The sequence below is a fragment of the uncultured Bradyrhizobium sp. genome, assembly GCF_964252615.1.
Lineage (GTDB): Bacteria > Pseudomonadota > Alphaproteobacteria > Rhizobiales > Xanthobacteraceae > Bradyrhizobium.
Window position 1 is genome coordinate 13,062 of record NZ_CAXUNQ010000011.1, and the last position, 14,295, is coordinate 27,356.

The window sequence follows — 14,295 nt, forward strand, 5'->3', positions numbered from 1 at the left end:
GGCGTCGGCATTTCGGTGGGATGAAATGGCGGGTATGATCAAGAAGGTCGGTGTGATCGGTTCGGGCCAGATGGGCAACGGCATCGCGCATGTGGCGGCGCTGGCCGGCTTCCGCGTGGTGCTCAACGACGTCTCCGCCGACCGCCTGAAGTCGGGGATGGCCACCATCAACGGCAATTTGTCGCGCCAGGTATCGAAGAAGATCATCACCGAGGACGCGAAAAAGCAGGCGCTGGACAACATCGTGTCGGCGGGGTCGATGGACGGGCTTGCCGATTGCGATCTGGTGATCGAGAGCGCGGTCGAAAAGGAAGAAACCAAGCGCAAGATTTTTCATGATGTGTGCGCGGTGTTGAAAGCCGACGCCATCATCGCCTCCAACACCTCTTCGATCCCCATTACGCGGCTGGCCGCGGCTACCGACCGTCCGGAAAAATTCATCGGCATTCACTTCATGAATCCGGTGCCGCTGATGGAGCTGGTCGAACTGATCCGCGGCATCAACACCGACGACGCGACCTTCGAGGCGACCAAGGAATTCGTCAACCGGCTCGGCAAGACCATTGCGGTTTCCGAGGATTTCCCGGCCTTCATCGTCAACCGCATCCTGCTGCCGATGATCAACGAAGCGATCTACACGCTGTATGAAGGCGTCGGCAATGTCGAGGCGATCGACGCCGCCATGAAGCTCGGCGCGCACCATCCGATGGGGCCGCTCGAGCTGGCCGATTTCATCGGCCTCGATACCTGCCTGTCGATCATGCAGGTGCTGCACGAGGGGCTGGCGGATTCCAAATATCGGCCGTGTCCGCTGCTGGTGAAATATGTCGAGGCCGGCTGGCTGGGGCGCAAGACCCAGCGCGGCTTCTACGACTACCGCGGCGAAAAACCGGTGCCGACGAGGTAGGTTTTGCGCCAGCCGTAACATCGCAGCGCGGTTAGCCGATCCCGTGCGCCTTTGCTCGTTGCGCCGCCGCGGACGGGCCCGTTAAGCCGCCCTGCAAATTCCTGCGAATTGCGTTTTTTTTAACCCTCGCTACCTATTCTGCGCGGCGACGGAGAGTTTGCTGATGGACATGAGTTTGGTAAGCGCGGCGCTGACCGCGCAGGCGGGCAACACCCAGATGCAGATTGCCGCGACCATCATGAAGAACAACGCCGATGCGGAGAAATCTGCGGTCCTGACGCTATTGGGCGCAGGCGAGCCATCGTCGCAGGCCAATCTCGCCGCCGGCGTCGGAGGCAATCTCGACATTTCGGTTTGAGCGCTATCGGGATTCGGACGCGGTGCGGCGTTCATCGTGCCGGCGCTACCCCGCCGTCGCCGCGTTGATCAGCTTGAGCGCATCCTCGCTGTCCCATTCGGCGGGACCGGCGATGTTGCCGATTTCGCAGCCTTGGCCGTCGATGAGCACCGAGGTGGGCATGCCCAGCGCGAGGCCGATGCTCTTAAGGTCCTGAAATACCTTGGCTTTCGAATCGGTATAATAGCCGAGCCTGGTCAGGTTGCCGTCCTGCAGAAATGCCTTCGGCTTCTCGGGATTGCGGGTGTCGATGTTGACCGCGACCACCGCGAACTTCTCGCCGCCGAGCTTGCCCTGCAGATTGTCCAGCGCAGGCATCTCCTTCCGGCACGGCACGCACCAGGTTGCCCAAAGGTTCAACAGCACCGTGCGTCCCTTCCAATCCGACAGCTTCTTCGGCTGGCCGTTGCCGTCCGTGAACGTCAGATCCGGCATCTGCAGCGGTTTTGTCGCCATGGCGAGTGCGGCGACCTCGCCTTTGGCCAGCGGCGCGATCTTCTTCGACAGCTCGACCGCGGAGGCGCAGGGCGCATCTGCCAGCGCCGCGCGCTTCAGCCCGGTAATGCCGTAGACGCCGGCGAAGCCGATCGCGCAGCCGACGGAAATCGCGCCGAGCGCAATGGGAATACGCCGGAAAATGGAGCGGCCTGGCGGGAAAGCGTCGGGCATATCGTTTGTCATCCAGTATAAGATACGGCTATGCAAGGATTGGGTGCAGCCGGTTGCGCGCCCGACTGAATCCCCTGACGGCAAGCATGATCATGAGCGGCACAGCATGAGCAACAAGATGTGGGGCGGTCGGTTTTCCGAGCGTCCCGACGCGATCATGGAGGAAATCAACGTCTCCATCGACGTTGACCGCCACCTGTACGCCCAGGACATTGCCGCGTCCAAAGCGCACGCCGCCATGCTGGCCGCGCAGGGCATACTCACGGCGAACGATGCGAAAAATATTACGCGCGGTCTAGACACGATTTTGTCAGAAATCGCCAGGGGGTCGTTCGATTTCAAGCGCGCGCTCGAAGATATTCATATGAACGTCGAAAGCCGACTCGGCGAACTGATCGGACCCGCCGCGGGAAGGCTGCATACCGCGCGCTCGCGCAACGATCAGGTGGCGACCGACTTCCGGCTCTATGTGCGCGACACGATCGACGAGACCGACGCGGCGCTGGCGGTGTTCCAGCGCGCGCTGGTGCAACGGGCGCTCGAACATGCCGACACCGTGATGCCGGGATTCACGCATTTACAGACCGCGCAGCCGGTGACGTTCGGCCATCATCTCCTCGCCTATGTCGAGATGGCGGCGCGGGATCGCGGCCGCCTTGCCGATGCGCGCAAGCGGCTGAACGAATCGCCGCTCGGGGCGGCGGCGCTGGCCGGCACCTCGTTTCCGATCGATCGCGATGCTACCGCACGCGCGCTCGGCTTCGACCGGCCGATGGCCAACTCGCTCGACGCGGTGTCGGATCGCGACTTCGTGCTGGAAACATTGTCGGCGGCCGCGATCGCCTCGGTGCATCTGTCGCGGTTCGCCGAGGAGATCGTGATCTGGACGTCGCCGCTGGTCGGGCTGGTGCGCCTGTCGGACAAATTCACCACCGGCTCATCGATCATGCCGCAAAAGCGCAACCCCGACGCCGCCGAACTGGTGCGCGCCAAGACCGGCCGCGTCATCGGCGCGCTCACGGCGCTGTTGATCGTGATGAAGGGTCTGCCGTTGGCCTACCAAAAAGACATGCAGGAAGACAAACAAGGCGCCATGGAAGCGTTCGGCGCGCTGTCGCTGGCGATCCGGGCCATGGCCGGCATGGTCATGGATCTCGTGCCGGACGAGGCGCGGATGAAATTGGCCGCCGGTGAGGGATATGCTACCGCCACGGATCTGGCCGACTGGCTGGTGCGGACGCTGAAAATGCCGTTCCGCGACGCCCATCATGTGACCGGGCGGATCGTCGCGGCGGCCTCGAAAGACGGTGTGGCGCTGCATCAACTGCCGCTCAAGGCGATGCAGGCGATCGAGCCGAAAATCACCGCCGAGGCGCTGGCGGTGCTGTCGGTGGAGGCTTCGGTGAAAAGCCGCACTTCTTACGGCGGCACCGCACCGAAAAACGTCCGGATCCAGGCCAAGGCGTGGCTCAAGCGGCTGGAAAAAGAGCGAAAATTGGGCTGAGCGGCGAAATTCGCTGATCTTTCATCCAGCTTCAGGCCTCGCCAGAACCGGTCAATCTTTGTATGGTGTCGCCAAATTGGGGATATCGCCGTGAATCGCGTTTCAGGCCCGGGACCTTCAAGGTGGGCAGTCATTCTGTTGGCCACCGCAGTGCTGGCGCTGGCCGGCTGCGGCCGCAAGGGCCCGCTCGATCCGCCGCCGGGCGCGGCGGCGCTTTCGGCTGCGCCGGAGATCGATACCGAGGAGCGTGCGGCGGCCAAGGGAAGTGTATTCGATCCGTCCTATGGGGCCGATGCGCCGCCGAAAGCCCCCAAGGGCACCAAACGATCGTTCGTCCTCGACCCCCTGCTGAATTCCGACTGAGCCCGTCATGAACCACTTCGACTATCGCAACGGCGTGCTGCACGCCGAGGCGGTCAATCTTTCGACCCTGGCGGACGCCGTCGGCACGCCGTTCTATTGCTATTCGACCGCGACCCTGGAGCGCCACTACAGGGTCTTCGCCGATTCCTTCGCGGACGTGGAGTCGCTGGTCTGCTACTCGCTGAAGGCGAACTCGAACCAGTCGGTGCTGCGCACGCTGGCAGGGCTCGGCGCCGGCGCCGACGTGGTTTCGGGCGGCGAACTCAAGCGCGCGCGTGCCGCCGGCATTCCGGCCGACAAGATCGTGTTTTCCGGAGTAGGCAAAACCGAAGCCGAACTGCGTCAGGCGCTGGCGGAAGACGTCCTCTGCATCAATGTCGAATCCGAGCCCGAGCTCGAGCTGCTGTCGCGGCTGGCGGTCGAAACCGGCCGCACCGCGCGGGTGTCGATAAGGGTCAATCCCGACGTTGATTCCGGTACGCATGCAAAAATCTCGACCGGAAAATCCGAGAACAAGTTCGGCATTCCGCTTGCGCAGGCGCGCGCGGTCTATGCGCGCGCCGCGAGGCTGCCGGGCATCGAGATCACCGGTGTCGACGTGCATATCGGCAGCCAGATCACCGACCTCGCCCCGCTGGAAGCCGCGTTCAGAATTCTCAGCCAGTTCGTGAACACGCTGCGCGCCGAGGGCCACACCATCTCGCATATCGATTTCGGCGGCGGGCTCGGGATTCCCTATCATCTCGACCGGACGGCGCCGCCGGCGCCCGCGGCCTATGCCGAAATGGTCAAACGCCTCACCCACAATCTCGGCTGCACGCTGATGTTCGAGCCGGGACGGATGATCGTCGGCAATGCCGGGATTCTCGTCAGCCGCGTGATCCACGTCAAGCATGGCGACGCGAAAAATTTCGTCGTCATCGATGCGGCCATGAACGACCTGATCCGCCCGACGCTGTATGAGGCGCATCACGACGTCCTGCCGGTGCGCCAGGCGGCAGGCAACGCGTCCATGATCATCGCCGACGTGGTCGGACCGGTCTGCGAAACCGGCGATTACCTGGCACTGGGACGAACCATGCCCGAGCCGAAGTCCGGCGACCTGCTTGCGATCATGACCGCGGGCGCCTATGGCGCGGTGCAGTCCGGCACCTACAACACCCGCGCGCTTGTGCCGGAAGTGCTGGTCAAGGACGATCAGTACGCGGTGGTCCGCCCCCGCGTCGAGATCGATGCGATCATTGCGATGGATAAAGTGGCGCCGTGGTTGTGACGCGTGTCCCGGACGCGGCATTCTTGATGCCGCTCCCGCAGAGCGGGGACCGTCACCCGCGCCGGCGTCTGGTATGGTCCATGACGGCGCGGTCTACGTCATGCTCGGCACAAGGCCGGGCAGCATGTTCTACGTCATGGCCGGGCTTGTCCCGGCCATCCACGTCTTTGCCCCACATCGGAAAGAAAGACGTGGATGCCCGGCACACGGCCGGGCATGACGGCGTGTTGGCGTCGTAGCGCTGCGCAGCGCCGCATCACGCCGGGACATGAGAGGCCCGTCATTGCCGGGCCTGATCCGGCATCCATCCCGCTAGGCAAAAACCTTTTCGAAGAGTGATGGATACGCGGGTCAGGCCCGCGTATGACGCGGCGGGGTATGGGGTGCGATGGATACGCGGGTCGAGCCCGCGGTTGGCTCCTCCGCCGCCCGTGCTTTCGTCCCTCCCACCACGACGCCCGCGGCCTGTTCGATCGGCTTGATCGCCGACGTAAAGTCCGACTCCGCTCCCATGTCGCCGATTACCACTTCCCATAGCCGCCCGACCGCTTCGGCGACTTCCATCGACAGCCCCAGCGATTTCATCTCGTCAAGGCAGAGCCGGACGTCCTTCACCATCAACCCCGTCGCGAAACCGAAATCGAAGCTGCGCGGCAGGACCGAACGCGGGAATTTGTCGCGGCTCGCCGTGTTCATGCCCGATCCCGCATTGATCACGTCGATCATGACGGCCGGGTCGAGGCCCGCCTTGACGCCCATCACCACGGCTTCGCAGGTGGCGACCAGGGCGGTGGCCGACAAAAGGTTGTTCGCAAGCTTCATGGTCTGCGCCGAGCCGGGTTTTTCGCCGATGAAGAATACGCGGCCGATCACCTCCAGCGCCGGTTTTGCCGCTTCGTAATCTGCGTGCGGACCCGATACCATCACCGCCAGCGTGCCCTTCTCGGCGCCGCCGACGCCGCCGCTGACCGGGCTGTCGAGCTGTGCGATGCTGCGCTTCGCCAGCAGGCCATGAATCCGTACCGCCATCTGCGAGCCGACGGTGGAGAGATCGACGAAGCGCTTGACGCGCGCGCCTTCGATCACGCCGTTCGCGCCGGTTGCGACCTCGAGCGAGGCCTGCAGCGACGGCAGGCTTGCCAGCACGGTTTCGGCGCGGTCGGCGACGTCCTTTGGCGAGGACGCCGCCGCGGCGCCGAGCGCAATTATTTGATCAGCGGCCTCCCTGCGCTGGTCGTACACGACAAGTCCGTGCCCAGCCTCGATGAGGCGCCGAGCCATGGGGAAACCCATCTTGCCGAGTCCGACGAATCCGATGTCCATGATGATGTGTCCTGGCAGGGTGGGCAAAGGCGCGTCAGCGCCGGGCCGACCATCGTAAAAATAAACTCGGAACGGTGGGTAGGCTTTGCTTTGCCCACCCCGCGCGCGACCCCTCGCAAGGAGGGTTCACCTCAGTTCTTCTCCATTTCCGCAAATACCTCGCGCGCGATTCTAAAACTGTCGACGCCGGCGGGAATGCCGGCGTAGCAGGCGACCTGCATGAAGACCTCGCGGATTTCGTCCTTGCTGACGCCGTTGACCAGCGCGCCCTTGATGTGCACGCGCAATTCATGCGGCCGGTTCAGGATCGAGATCATGGCGAGGTTGAGCATGCTGCGGGTCTTGCGCGGCAATTCCTCGCGGCCCCAGATCGCGCCCCAGCAAAATTCGGTGACCAGTTCCTGGAACGGCTTGTTGAAATCGTCGGCGTTCTTCAGGGCGTTCGAGACGTAGGCCTCGCCCAGCACCGCCTTGCGAATCTCCAGCCCCTTGTCGTGTGTTTTCTGGTCCATGACGTTTCCTTTTGTTGGGTCATGACCGACGTTATGAGGTTGAACGGCTTCCGTCACGCCTTCGTGTTATGCGCGTTTTGGGGTGTGGGTTGTGCGTTGCGACACGTGCCTCATTGCCGCCGCTGTGCTAGGGTGCTGTTTCGGCAACCCGGAGAGTTTGTTGAACGGCGCGACCCCCGACCCGACAAAGCCAGCCCGCGACGCCGATGCCGAGTCCCGGCTGCGGCTGACGCAGGCGCTGCGGCGGTCAGAATTCGCCATCGCGTGGGAGCGGATCTGGCCGCATCTGGCGCGGCTTTTGACCGTCGCCGGGCTGTTTCTGGTGCTGTCTTGGTGCGGATTGTGGCTGGCGCTGCCGGCGACGGGGCGGGCCATCGGGCTCGGGCTGTTTGCGGTGCTGGCGCTGGCCGCGCTGTTTCCCCTGTTTAAGTTCCGCTGGCCCGGCCGCGAAGAGGCCTTAAGCCGGCTCGACCGCGGCACCGGCATCCGTCACAGGCCCGCAACCGCGCTGACCGATACGCTGGCGACCCAGGATCCGGTGTCGCAAGCGCTGTGGCGGGTGCAGCGCGAGCGCACCCTGGCCTCGATCAAACGCATCCGGGCCGGCCGGCCATCGCCGCGACTGACGATCCACGATCCCTGGGCGCTGCGCGCCCTGATCGCGGTGATGATGGTTGCAACCTTCGTTGCGGCGGGTGACGAGCGCGCCAGCCGCGTCGCCGCGGGGTTCAATTGGGACGGCGTGCTGGCGCCTGCCAACATCCGGATCGACGCCTGGGTGACGCCGCCGGTCTATACCGGCAAGCCGCCGGTGATCCTGTCGGCCAACAAGGAGGCCGCAGCGCCGGACGCCGGACCATTGCCGGTGCCGGCGGGCTCGACGCTGATCGTGCGCTCCAGCGGCGGCAATCTCGATGTGGTGGCGGGCGGCGGTCTGACCGAGGCCGCGCCGACCGAGCAGGCGCCCAAGGGCACCAATGAGCGGCATTTCACGATTGCCGGCGACGGCACCGCGCACGTCCGGGCGCCCTCGGGCCGGCCGCAATGGAAGTTCAGCGCGATTCCAGACCGCGCGCCGATCATCGCGCTGGCGAAAGATCCCGAGCGTCAGGCGCGCGGCTCGTTGCAGATGTCCTACAAAATCGAGGACGACTACGGCGTCACCGAAGCGCAGGCGCGCTTCACTGTCCGGACCGGCGAAGCCGGGAAGGGCAGCGCTGCCCGGCCGCTGTTCGATCCGCCGACCTTCGCGCTGGTGCTGCCGAACGCGCGAACCCGCAACGGCATCGGCCAAACCGTCAAGGATCTCAGCGAGGACCCCTACGCCGGCGCCGACGTTACCTTGGCGCTCACGGCAAAGGACGAGGCCGGCAACGAGGGCAAGAGCGAGCCTTTCAACATGCGGCTGCCGGAGCGTCTGTTCACCAAGCCGTTGGCGCGGGCGCTGATCGAGCAGCGCCGCACCCTGGCGCTCGATGCCAACCAGAATTCGCAGGTCTATACCGCGCTCGACGCGCTGATGATCGCGCCTGAATTGTTCACACCCGAGGCCGGGCAATATCTCGGCCTCTTTAGCGTCGCAAGGCAGCTTGATGCCGCCCGTACCGATGACGCGCTGCGTGCGGTCGTCGCCAGTCTGTGGTCGCTGGCGGTCACCATCGAGGACGGCAACATCAGCGACGTCGACAAGGCGTTGCGCGCGGCTCAGGAAGCGCTCAAGCAGGCGCTGGAGCGCGGCGCCAGCGACGAGGAGATCAAGAAGCTCACCGAGAACCTTCGCGCCGCGCTCGACAAGTTCCTGCAACAGCTTGCGGAGCAGATGCGTAACAATCCCCAGCAACTGGCGCGGCCGCTCGATCCCAACACCAGGACGCTCAGTCAGCAGGATCTGAAGAACATGCTCGATCGCATGGAGCGGCTGTCGCGCTCCGGCGACAAGGACGCCGCCAAGCAGCTGCTCGAACAGCTTCAGCAGATGCTGGAAAACCTGCAGATGGCGCAGCCGGGCCAGAACGACGGCGACATGGAGCAGGCGCTGAACGAACTCGGCGACATGATTCGCAAGCAGCAGCAGTTGCGCGACAAGACGTTCAAGCAGGGCCAGGATTCCCGGCGCGACCGCATGCGCGGCAACAAGCAGGGTGACCAGAGCATGAGCGACCTGCAGCAGGATCAGCAGGGCCTGCGCGATCGGCTGAAGAAGTTGCAGCAAGAGCTGGCCAAGCGCGGCATGGGACAGAAGGGTCAGCAGGGCCAGAAAGGTCAGCAGGGCCAGAAAGGTCAGCAAGGTCAGGACGGCGACCAGGGGCCGGGCGATCAGGGCGACGGCGAGGACAATCTCGGCGACGCTGATTCTGCCATGGGCGATGCCGATGGCCGGCTCGGCGAAGGCAACGCCGACGGTGCCGTGGGCTCGCAAGGCAAGGCGCTGGAGGCGTTGCGCAAGGGCGCCCAGGATCTCGCACAGGCGATGCAGCAGGGTGACGGCGAGGGACAGGACGACGGTCCCGGCAACCGCGCCGGCCGCCAGCAGAGCGGCGGCCGTGACAGCGATCCCCTGGGACGGCCGCTGCACGGGCGCGATTTCGGCGACGATCTGACGGTGAAGATCCCCGGCGAAATCGACGTCCAGCGGGTGCGCCGCATCCTCGAAGAACTGCGCCGCCGCCTTGGCGATCCGCAGCGCCCGCAGATCGAACTCGATTACATCGAGCGGCTGCTGAAGGATTACTGAGACTTGCAACAGCGTCCTGCGCGGGCGTGACCCGCGTATGACGAGATATGTGAATCTGGCAGAGTCGACCCGGCAATGATGACGGGCAGAGAGGCACGGCACCGTTAAAACGCATGATCCTGATCGGACAATATGATTCCCCCTTTGTGCGGCGCGTAGCAATTGCGCTGCGGCTTTACGGCCTTGATTTCGAGCACCGGCAGTGGTCGACATTCGGCGATGCGGACAGGATCGCGCCCTACAATCCGCTGCGGCGGGTGCCGACTCTGGTGCTCGACGATGGCGAGGTCCTGATCGAAAGCGCGGCAATCCTCGATCATCTCGACGAGACGATCGGCCCCTCGCGCGCGATGATCGCGGAGCGTGGTCCGCGCCGCCGCGAGGCGCTGAAAGTATGCGCGCTGGCAACCGGGCTCGGCGACAAAGCGGTGAGCCTCGTTTACGAGCGGCTGCTGCACCGGGAGAAATCCGATGTCTGGATGAAACGATGTGAAACGCAGATCGCCGGCGTGCTTGACGCGCTTGAGGCGGACCGCGCCGGACGCCGGTTCGCGTTCTGGTTCGGAGACGAGATCGGTCACGCCGATATCGCGGTGGCCTGCGTGATCCGCTTTATGCAGGAAGCGCATTCCGGCGTGTTCGACGCCGGGCGATGGCCGGCACTGGCTGCCCACGCCGGGCGTTGCGAGGCGCTGCCGCCATTTCAGGAGATCGCGCAGCCGTTCTCCGCGCCGGGTGACTAGCCCGCCCGTACCGTCTTCTTGCGGTAGGCAAGATGCACCGCGCAATTGCAGCCGGGCGGATGTGACGCAACGTCGTTGGCGGGTTCGGGCACCACCGCCGCCGGCGCCAGCGTCGGCATTGCCGCATTCGCCGCGCTGTCCCCGGCCGGAATGTAATTCAGCACCGGCGCCAGCCAGCGTTCGGCCTCCGCCACGCTCCAGCCTTTTCGCGCGGCGTAATCCTCGACCTGATCGCGCTCGATCTTGCCGACGCCGAAATAATAGCTCTCGGGGTTCGAGAAATAGAGCCCGGACACCGACGAGCCCGGCCACATCGCAAAACTCTCGGTCAGAACCACGCCCGCGCTGGCTTCGGCGTCGAGCAGGGCGAACAGCGTGGCCTTTTCGGTATGATCGGGCTGGGCGGGATAGCCGGGCGCCGGGCGAATGCCGGCATATTGTTCCAGGATCAGCGCGTCCGGCGCGAGCGTCTCGTCGGGCGCGTAGCCCCAGAATTCCTTGCGCACGCGCTGATGCATCCGCTCGGCAAACGCCTCGGCAAGCCGATCCGCGAGCGCCTTGCACAGGATCGACGAATAGTCGTCATTGGCGCTCTTGAAGCGGTCGGCGACCACGTCCTCGCCGATCCCCGCGGTGACGACGAATGCGCCGATATAGTCCGGCACGCCGCTTAAGACCGGCGCGATGAAATCCGACAGCGCGGTATTGAAGCGGCCTTCGCGTTTGTCGAGCTGCTGGCGCAGGGTATGGAAAGTCGCGATCCGCTCTTTGCGCGCGTCGTCGGCGTAGACGATGATGTCGTCGCCGCTCGAATTGGCCGGCCAGAAGCCAATGGTGGCCCGAGCCTTGAACCAGTTTTCCTTGACGATGAGCTCGAGCATCTTGCGAGCATCGTCATAGAGCGACCGCGCGACTTCGCCGACCTTGGAATCGTCGAGGATGGCGGGAAAACGCCCGGTCAACTCCCAGGTCTGGAAGAACGGCGTCCAGTCGATATAGTCGGCAAGTTCGGCCAGATCATAATCGCGGAACGTCTTGATGCCGAAGAAGGCGGGCCTGCTCGGCGGGATTTTGGCGAAATCGATCGGAACGGCGTTGGCGCGGGCATCGGCGAGCTTCAGCCGCTTCTTGTCCGCCTGGGCACGAAAATGCGCCGCGGAAATTTTTGCGTAATCGGCGCGCACCTCGCCTGCATAGGCCTCGCGCCGCCCCGGCGACATCAGCGCCGACGCCACGCCGACGGCGCGGCTGGCATCGTTGACGTGCACCACCGGCCCGCCGGTATATTTGGGATCGATCTTCACCGCGGTGTGGACGCGGCTGGTGGTGGCGCCGCCGATCAGCAGCGGCACGTTCAATCCCTGACGCTGCAATTCGCCGGCAAGGAAACTCATCTCATCGAGCGACGGCGTAATCAGACCGGAGAGGCCGATGATATCGGCGCCTTCGGCCCTTGCGGTCTCGATGATTTTCGCGGCCGGCACCATGACGCCGAGGTCGATCACCTCGAAATTATTACATTGCAGCACAATGCCGACGATGTTCTTGCCGATGTCGTGAACGTCGCCCTTCACGGTGGCGAGCACGATCTTGCCGGCGGAGTTGCGGCCGTCGCCGGCGATGCCGTTGGCGAGGTTGCGCGCTTTCTCCTCTTCCATGAACGGCATCAGATAGGCGACCGCCTGCTTCATCACGCGCGCGGATTTCACTACCTGCGGCAAAAACATCTTGCCGTCGCCGAACAGGTCGCCGACCACGTTCATGCCGGCCATCAGCGGCCCTTCGATCACGTTGAGCGGCCGTTCCGCGAGTTTGCGGGCATCTTCGGTGTCGGCTTCGATGAATTCGGTGATGCCGTGCACCAGCGCGTGGCTGAGCCGCTTGTCGACCGGCCACTCGCGCCAGGCCAGATCCTGCTCCCTGGCCAGCTTCTCCTTGCCGCGGAATTTTTCCGCCAGCGCCAGCAGCCGTTCCGAGGCGCCGGGGTCGCGGTTGAGAATGACGTCTTCGCACACCTGCCGCAACTCGGGGTCGATGTCGTCATAGACGACCATCTGGCCCGCGTTGACGATGCCCATGTCCATGCCGGCTTTGATGGCGTGATAGAGAAACACCGAATGCATCGCCTCGCGCACCGGCTCGTTGCCGCGGAACGAGAACGAAAGGTTGGAAACGCCGCCGGAGATATGTGCATGCGGCAGGTTCTGGCGGATCCAGCGCGTCGCCTCGATGAAGTCGACGCCGTAATTGTTGTGCTCTTCGAGCCCGGTCGCGATCGCAAAGATGTTCGGATCGAAGATGATGTCTTCGGGCGGGAAGTTCAGTTGGCCGACCAGAATGTCGTAGGCGCGCTTGCAGATTTCGGTCTTGCGCGCGAACGTATCCGCCTGGCCGGCCTCGTCGAACGCCATCACGACCACGGCCGCGCCGTGACGCCTGGCGATTTCAGCCTCCTGGATGAATTTCGTCTCGCCCTCCTTCATGGAGATCGAATTCACTACCGGCTTGCCCTGAACGCATTTCAACCCGGCTTCGATCACCGCGAATTTCGAGGAGTCCACCATCACGGGCACGCGGGCGATATCCGGCTCGGCGGCGACGAGGTTGAGGAATGTCACCATCGCGGCTTCGGAGTCCAGCAGCCCTTCGTCCATGTTGACGTCGATGATCTGCGCGCCGTTCGCGACCTGGTCGCGCGCCACCGCCAACGCTGCGGTGTAGTCGCCCGCGGTGATCAGTTTTCGGAATTTCGCCGAACCGGTGACGTTGGTGCGCTCGCCGACGTTGACGAAGGGGATCGCCGGCGTCAGTTCGAATGGCTCGAGGCCTGACAGCCTCAAGCGAGGCTCGATTACGGGGATAACACGCGGCTTGTGCGGCGCGACGGCGGCGGCGATTGCGGCGATATGATCCGGCGTGGTGCCGCAGCAGCCGCCGACGATGTTGACGAGACCGCTGGCCGCGAACTCGCTGATCAGTCCGGCCATGAATTCCGGGCTTTCGTCGTAGCCGCCGAATTCGTTCGGCAAGCCGGCATTGGGATAGGCGCAGACCAGCGTATCGGCGACGCGGCCGATATCGGCGATATGGGCGCGCAAATCTTCGGCGCCGAGCGCGCAGTTGAAGCCGACCGTGACCGGCCCCGCGTGGCGCACCGAATTCCAGAACGCTTCGGGCAATTGCCCCGAAAGCAGGCGGCCGGATTTGTCGGTGATGGTGCCGGAAATCATCACCGGGACGTCGATGCCGCGGGCTTCGGTGATTTCGGCGATCGCATACAGCGCCGCTTTGGCATTGAGCGTATCGAAGATGGTTTCGACCAGCAGCAGGTCGGCGCCGCCGTCGAGCAGACCGTTGATCTGCTCGCCATAGGCGGTACGCAGGTCGTCAAAGGTCACGGCGCGAAAGCCGGGGCTGGAAACGTCCGGCGAGATCGACGCGGTGCGGTTGGTCGGTCCGATGGCGCCGGCGACGAAACGGGGCCTGCCGTCCTCGGCGCTGACGCGCAGGGCGGCGGCGCGCGCGCGCTTGGCGCCCTCGAGGTTCATCTCGTAGGCGATGCCGGAGAGGTCGTAATCCGCCTGCGCGATCGAGGTCGAGGAAAACGTGTTGGTGGCGACGATATCGGCGCCGGCGCGCAGGTAAGCCGCATGGATGTCTTCGATCGCCTTCGGCTGCGTCAGGATCAACAGATCGTTGTTGCCGCGCAAGTCACGATGAAAGTCCTTGAACCGTTCGCCGCGAAATGCCGCTTCGTCATATTCCAGCGCCTGGATCATGGTGCCCATGGCGCCGTCGAGCACCAGAATGCGCTGACGCGCCAGCGCGATCAGTTCGGTTCGCTTCGGAGAAGCCGGTACGGTCATCTGA

General features: G+C 64.4%; 11 protein-coding genes. 7 read left to right on the plus strand and 4 right to left on the minus strand.

All coding sequences use genetic code 11. From position 1 onward, the window contains the following. The first annotated feature begins 25 nt into the window (after nt 1-25). Together ACFE72_RS08715 and ACFE72_RS08720 are read left to right on the plus strand one after the other, a co-directional pair. Nucleotides 26-907, plus strand: coding sequence for a 3-hydroxybutyryl-CoA dehydrogenase (locus ACFE72_RS08715; protein WP_375412685.1), 882 nt, complete (start codon nt 26-28; stop codon nt 905-907). Between the two features lie 163 nt (nt 908-1,070). Beyond that, nucleotides 1,071-1,265, plus strand: coding sequence for a hypothetical protein (locus ACFE72_RS08720; protein ID WP_375412686.1), 195 nt, complete (start codon nt 1,071-1,073; stop codon nt 1,263-1,265). Nucleotides 1,266-1,310: 45 nt separating this feature from the next. Here the strand turns inward: ACFE72_RS08720 and ACFE72_RS08725 are convergent, their stop codons facing one another. After that, the gene (locus tag ACFE72_RS08725; RefSeq protein WP_375412687.1) at nt 1,311-1,985 is read right to left on the minus strand and encodes a TlpA family protein disulfide reductase; all 675 of its coding nucleotides are present in this window, start codon (nt 1,983-1,985) and stop codon (nt 1,311-1,313) included. Between the two features lie 94 nt (nt 1,986-2,079). On the opposite strand from ACFE72_RS08725, the gene argH reads away from it, so the two are divergent. The 3 genes from argH (at nt 2,080) to lysA (ending at nt 5,113) form a co-directional block, all read left to right on the plus strand. Beyond that, entirely contained in the window at nt 2,080-3,477 is a 1,398-nt protein-coding gene (gene argH / locus ACFE72_RS08730) for an argininosuccinate lyase (protein ID WP_375412688.1), read from the plus strand. 90 nt (nt 3,478-3,567) lie between these two features. Next, nucleotides 3,568-3,840 (plus strand): lipoprotein, encoded by a 273-nt coding sequence (locus ACFE72_RS08735; RefSeq protein ID WP_375412689.1) that lies wholly within the window; start codon nt 3,568-3,570, stop codon nt 3,838-3,840. 7 nt (nt 3,841-3,847) lie between these two features. Beyond that, nucleotides 3,848-5,113: a diaminopimelate decarboxylase gene (gene lysA, locus ACFE72_RS08740; protein ID WP_375412690.1), complete on the plus strand. Its 1,266-nt coding sequence runs from the start codon at nt 3,848-3,850 to the stop codon at nt 5,111-5,113. A gap of 351 nt (nt 5,114-5,464) precedes the next feature. Here the strand turns inward: lysA and ACFE72_RS08745 are convergent, their stop codons facing one another. Further along, a complete protein-coding gene (locus ACFE72_RS08745) occupies nt 5,465-6,436 on the minus strand; it encodes an NAD(P)-dependent oxidoreductase (RefSeq protein ID WP_375412691.1) in 972 nt (323 codons plus the stop codon). Nucleotides 6,437-6,567: 131 nt separating this feature from the next. Beyond that, a complete protein-coding gene (locus ACFE72_RS08750; RefSeq protein WP_375412692.1) occupies nt 6,568-6,948 on the minus strand; it encodes a carboxymuconolactone decarboxylase family protein in 381 nt (126 codons plus the stop codon). A 160-nt stretch (nt 6,949-7,108) separates the two neighbouring features. On the opposite strand from ACFE72_RS08750, the gene ACFE72_RS08755 reads away from it, so the two are divergent. Together ACFE72_RS08755 and ACFE72_RS08760 are read left to right on the plus strand one after the other, a co-directional pair. Continuing rightward, nucleotides 7,109-9,682 carry a TIGR02302 family protein gene (locus ACFE72_RS08755; protein ID WP_375412693.1) on the plus strand — a complete coding sequence of 858 codons (2,574 nt, stop codon included), beginning with the start codon at nt 7,109-7,111 and terminating at the stop codon, nt 9,680-9,682. Nucleotides 9,683-9,795: 113 nt separating this feature from the next. Beyond that, entirely contained in the window at nt 9,796-10,425 is a 630-nt protein-coding gene (locus ACFE72_RS08760; RefSeq protein WP_375412694.1) for a glutathione S-transferase family protein, read from the plus strand. Here the strand turns inward: ACFE72_RS08760 and metH are convergent. Continuing rightward, entirely contained in the window at nt 10,422-14,291 is a 3,870-nt protein-coding gene (metH, locus tag ACFE72_RS08765) for a methionine synthase (protein ID WP_375412695.1), read from the minus strand. The two genes, ACFE72_RS08760 and metH, sit on opposite strands and share 4 nt — an antisense overlap. Nucleotides 14,292-14,295: the final 4 nt, after the last annotated feature.

Coding starts and splice junctions, on each gene's coding strand:
- ACFE72_RS08750 (WP_375412692.1), bottom strand. CDS start 6,948: ATGGACCAGAAAACACACGACAAGGGGCTGGAGATTCGCAAGGCGGTG.
- lysA (WP_375412690.1), top strand. CDS start 3,848: ATGAACCACTTCGACTATCGCAACGGCGTGCTGCACGCCGAGGCGGTC.
- ACFE72_RS08715 (WP_375412685.1), top strand. CDS start 26: ATGGCGGGTATGATCAAGAAGGTCGGTGTGATCGGTTCGGGCCAGATG.
- metH (WP_375412695.1), bottom strand. CDS start 14,291: ATGACCGTACCGGCTTCTCCGAAGCGAACCGAACTGATCGCGCTGGCG.
- ACFE72_RS08745 (WP_375412691.1), bottom strand. CDS start 6,436: ATGGACATCGGATTCGTCGGACTCGGCAAGATGGGTTTCCCCATGGCT.
- ACFE72_RS08725 (WP_375412687.1), bottom strand. CDS start 1,985: ATGACAAACGATATGCCCGACGCTTTCCCGCCAGGCCGCTCCATTTTC.
- ACFE72_RS08720 (WP_375412686.1), top strand. CDS start 1,071: ATGGACATGAGTTTGGTAAGCGCGGCGCTGACCGCGCAGGCGGGCAAC.
- ACFE72_RS08760 (WP_375412694.1), top strand. CDS start 9,796: ATGATCCTGATCGGACAATATGATTCCCCCTTTGTGCGGCGCGTAGCA.
- argH (WP_375412688.1), top strand. CDS start 2,080: ATGAGCAACAAGATGTGGGGCGGTCGGTTTTCCGAGCGTCCCGACGCG.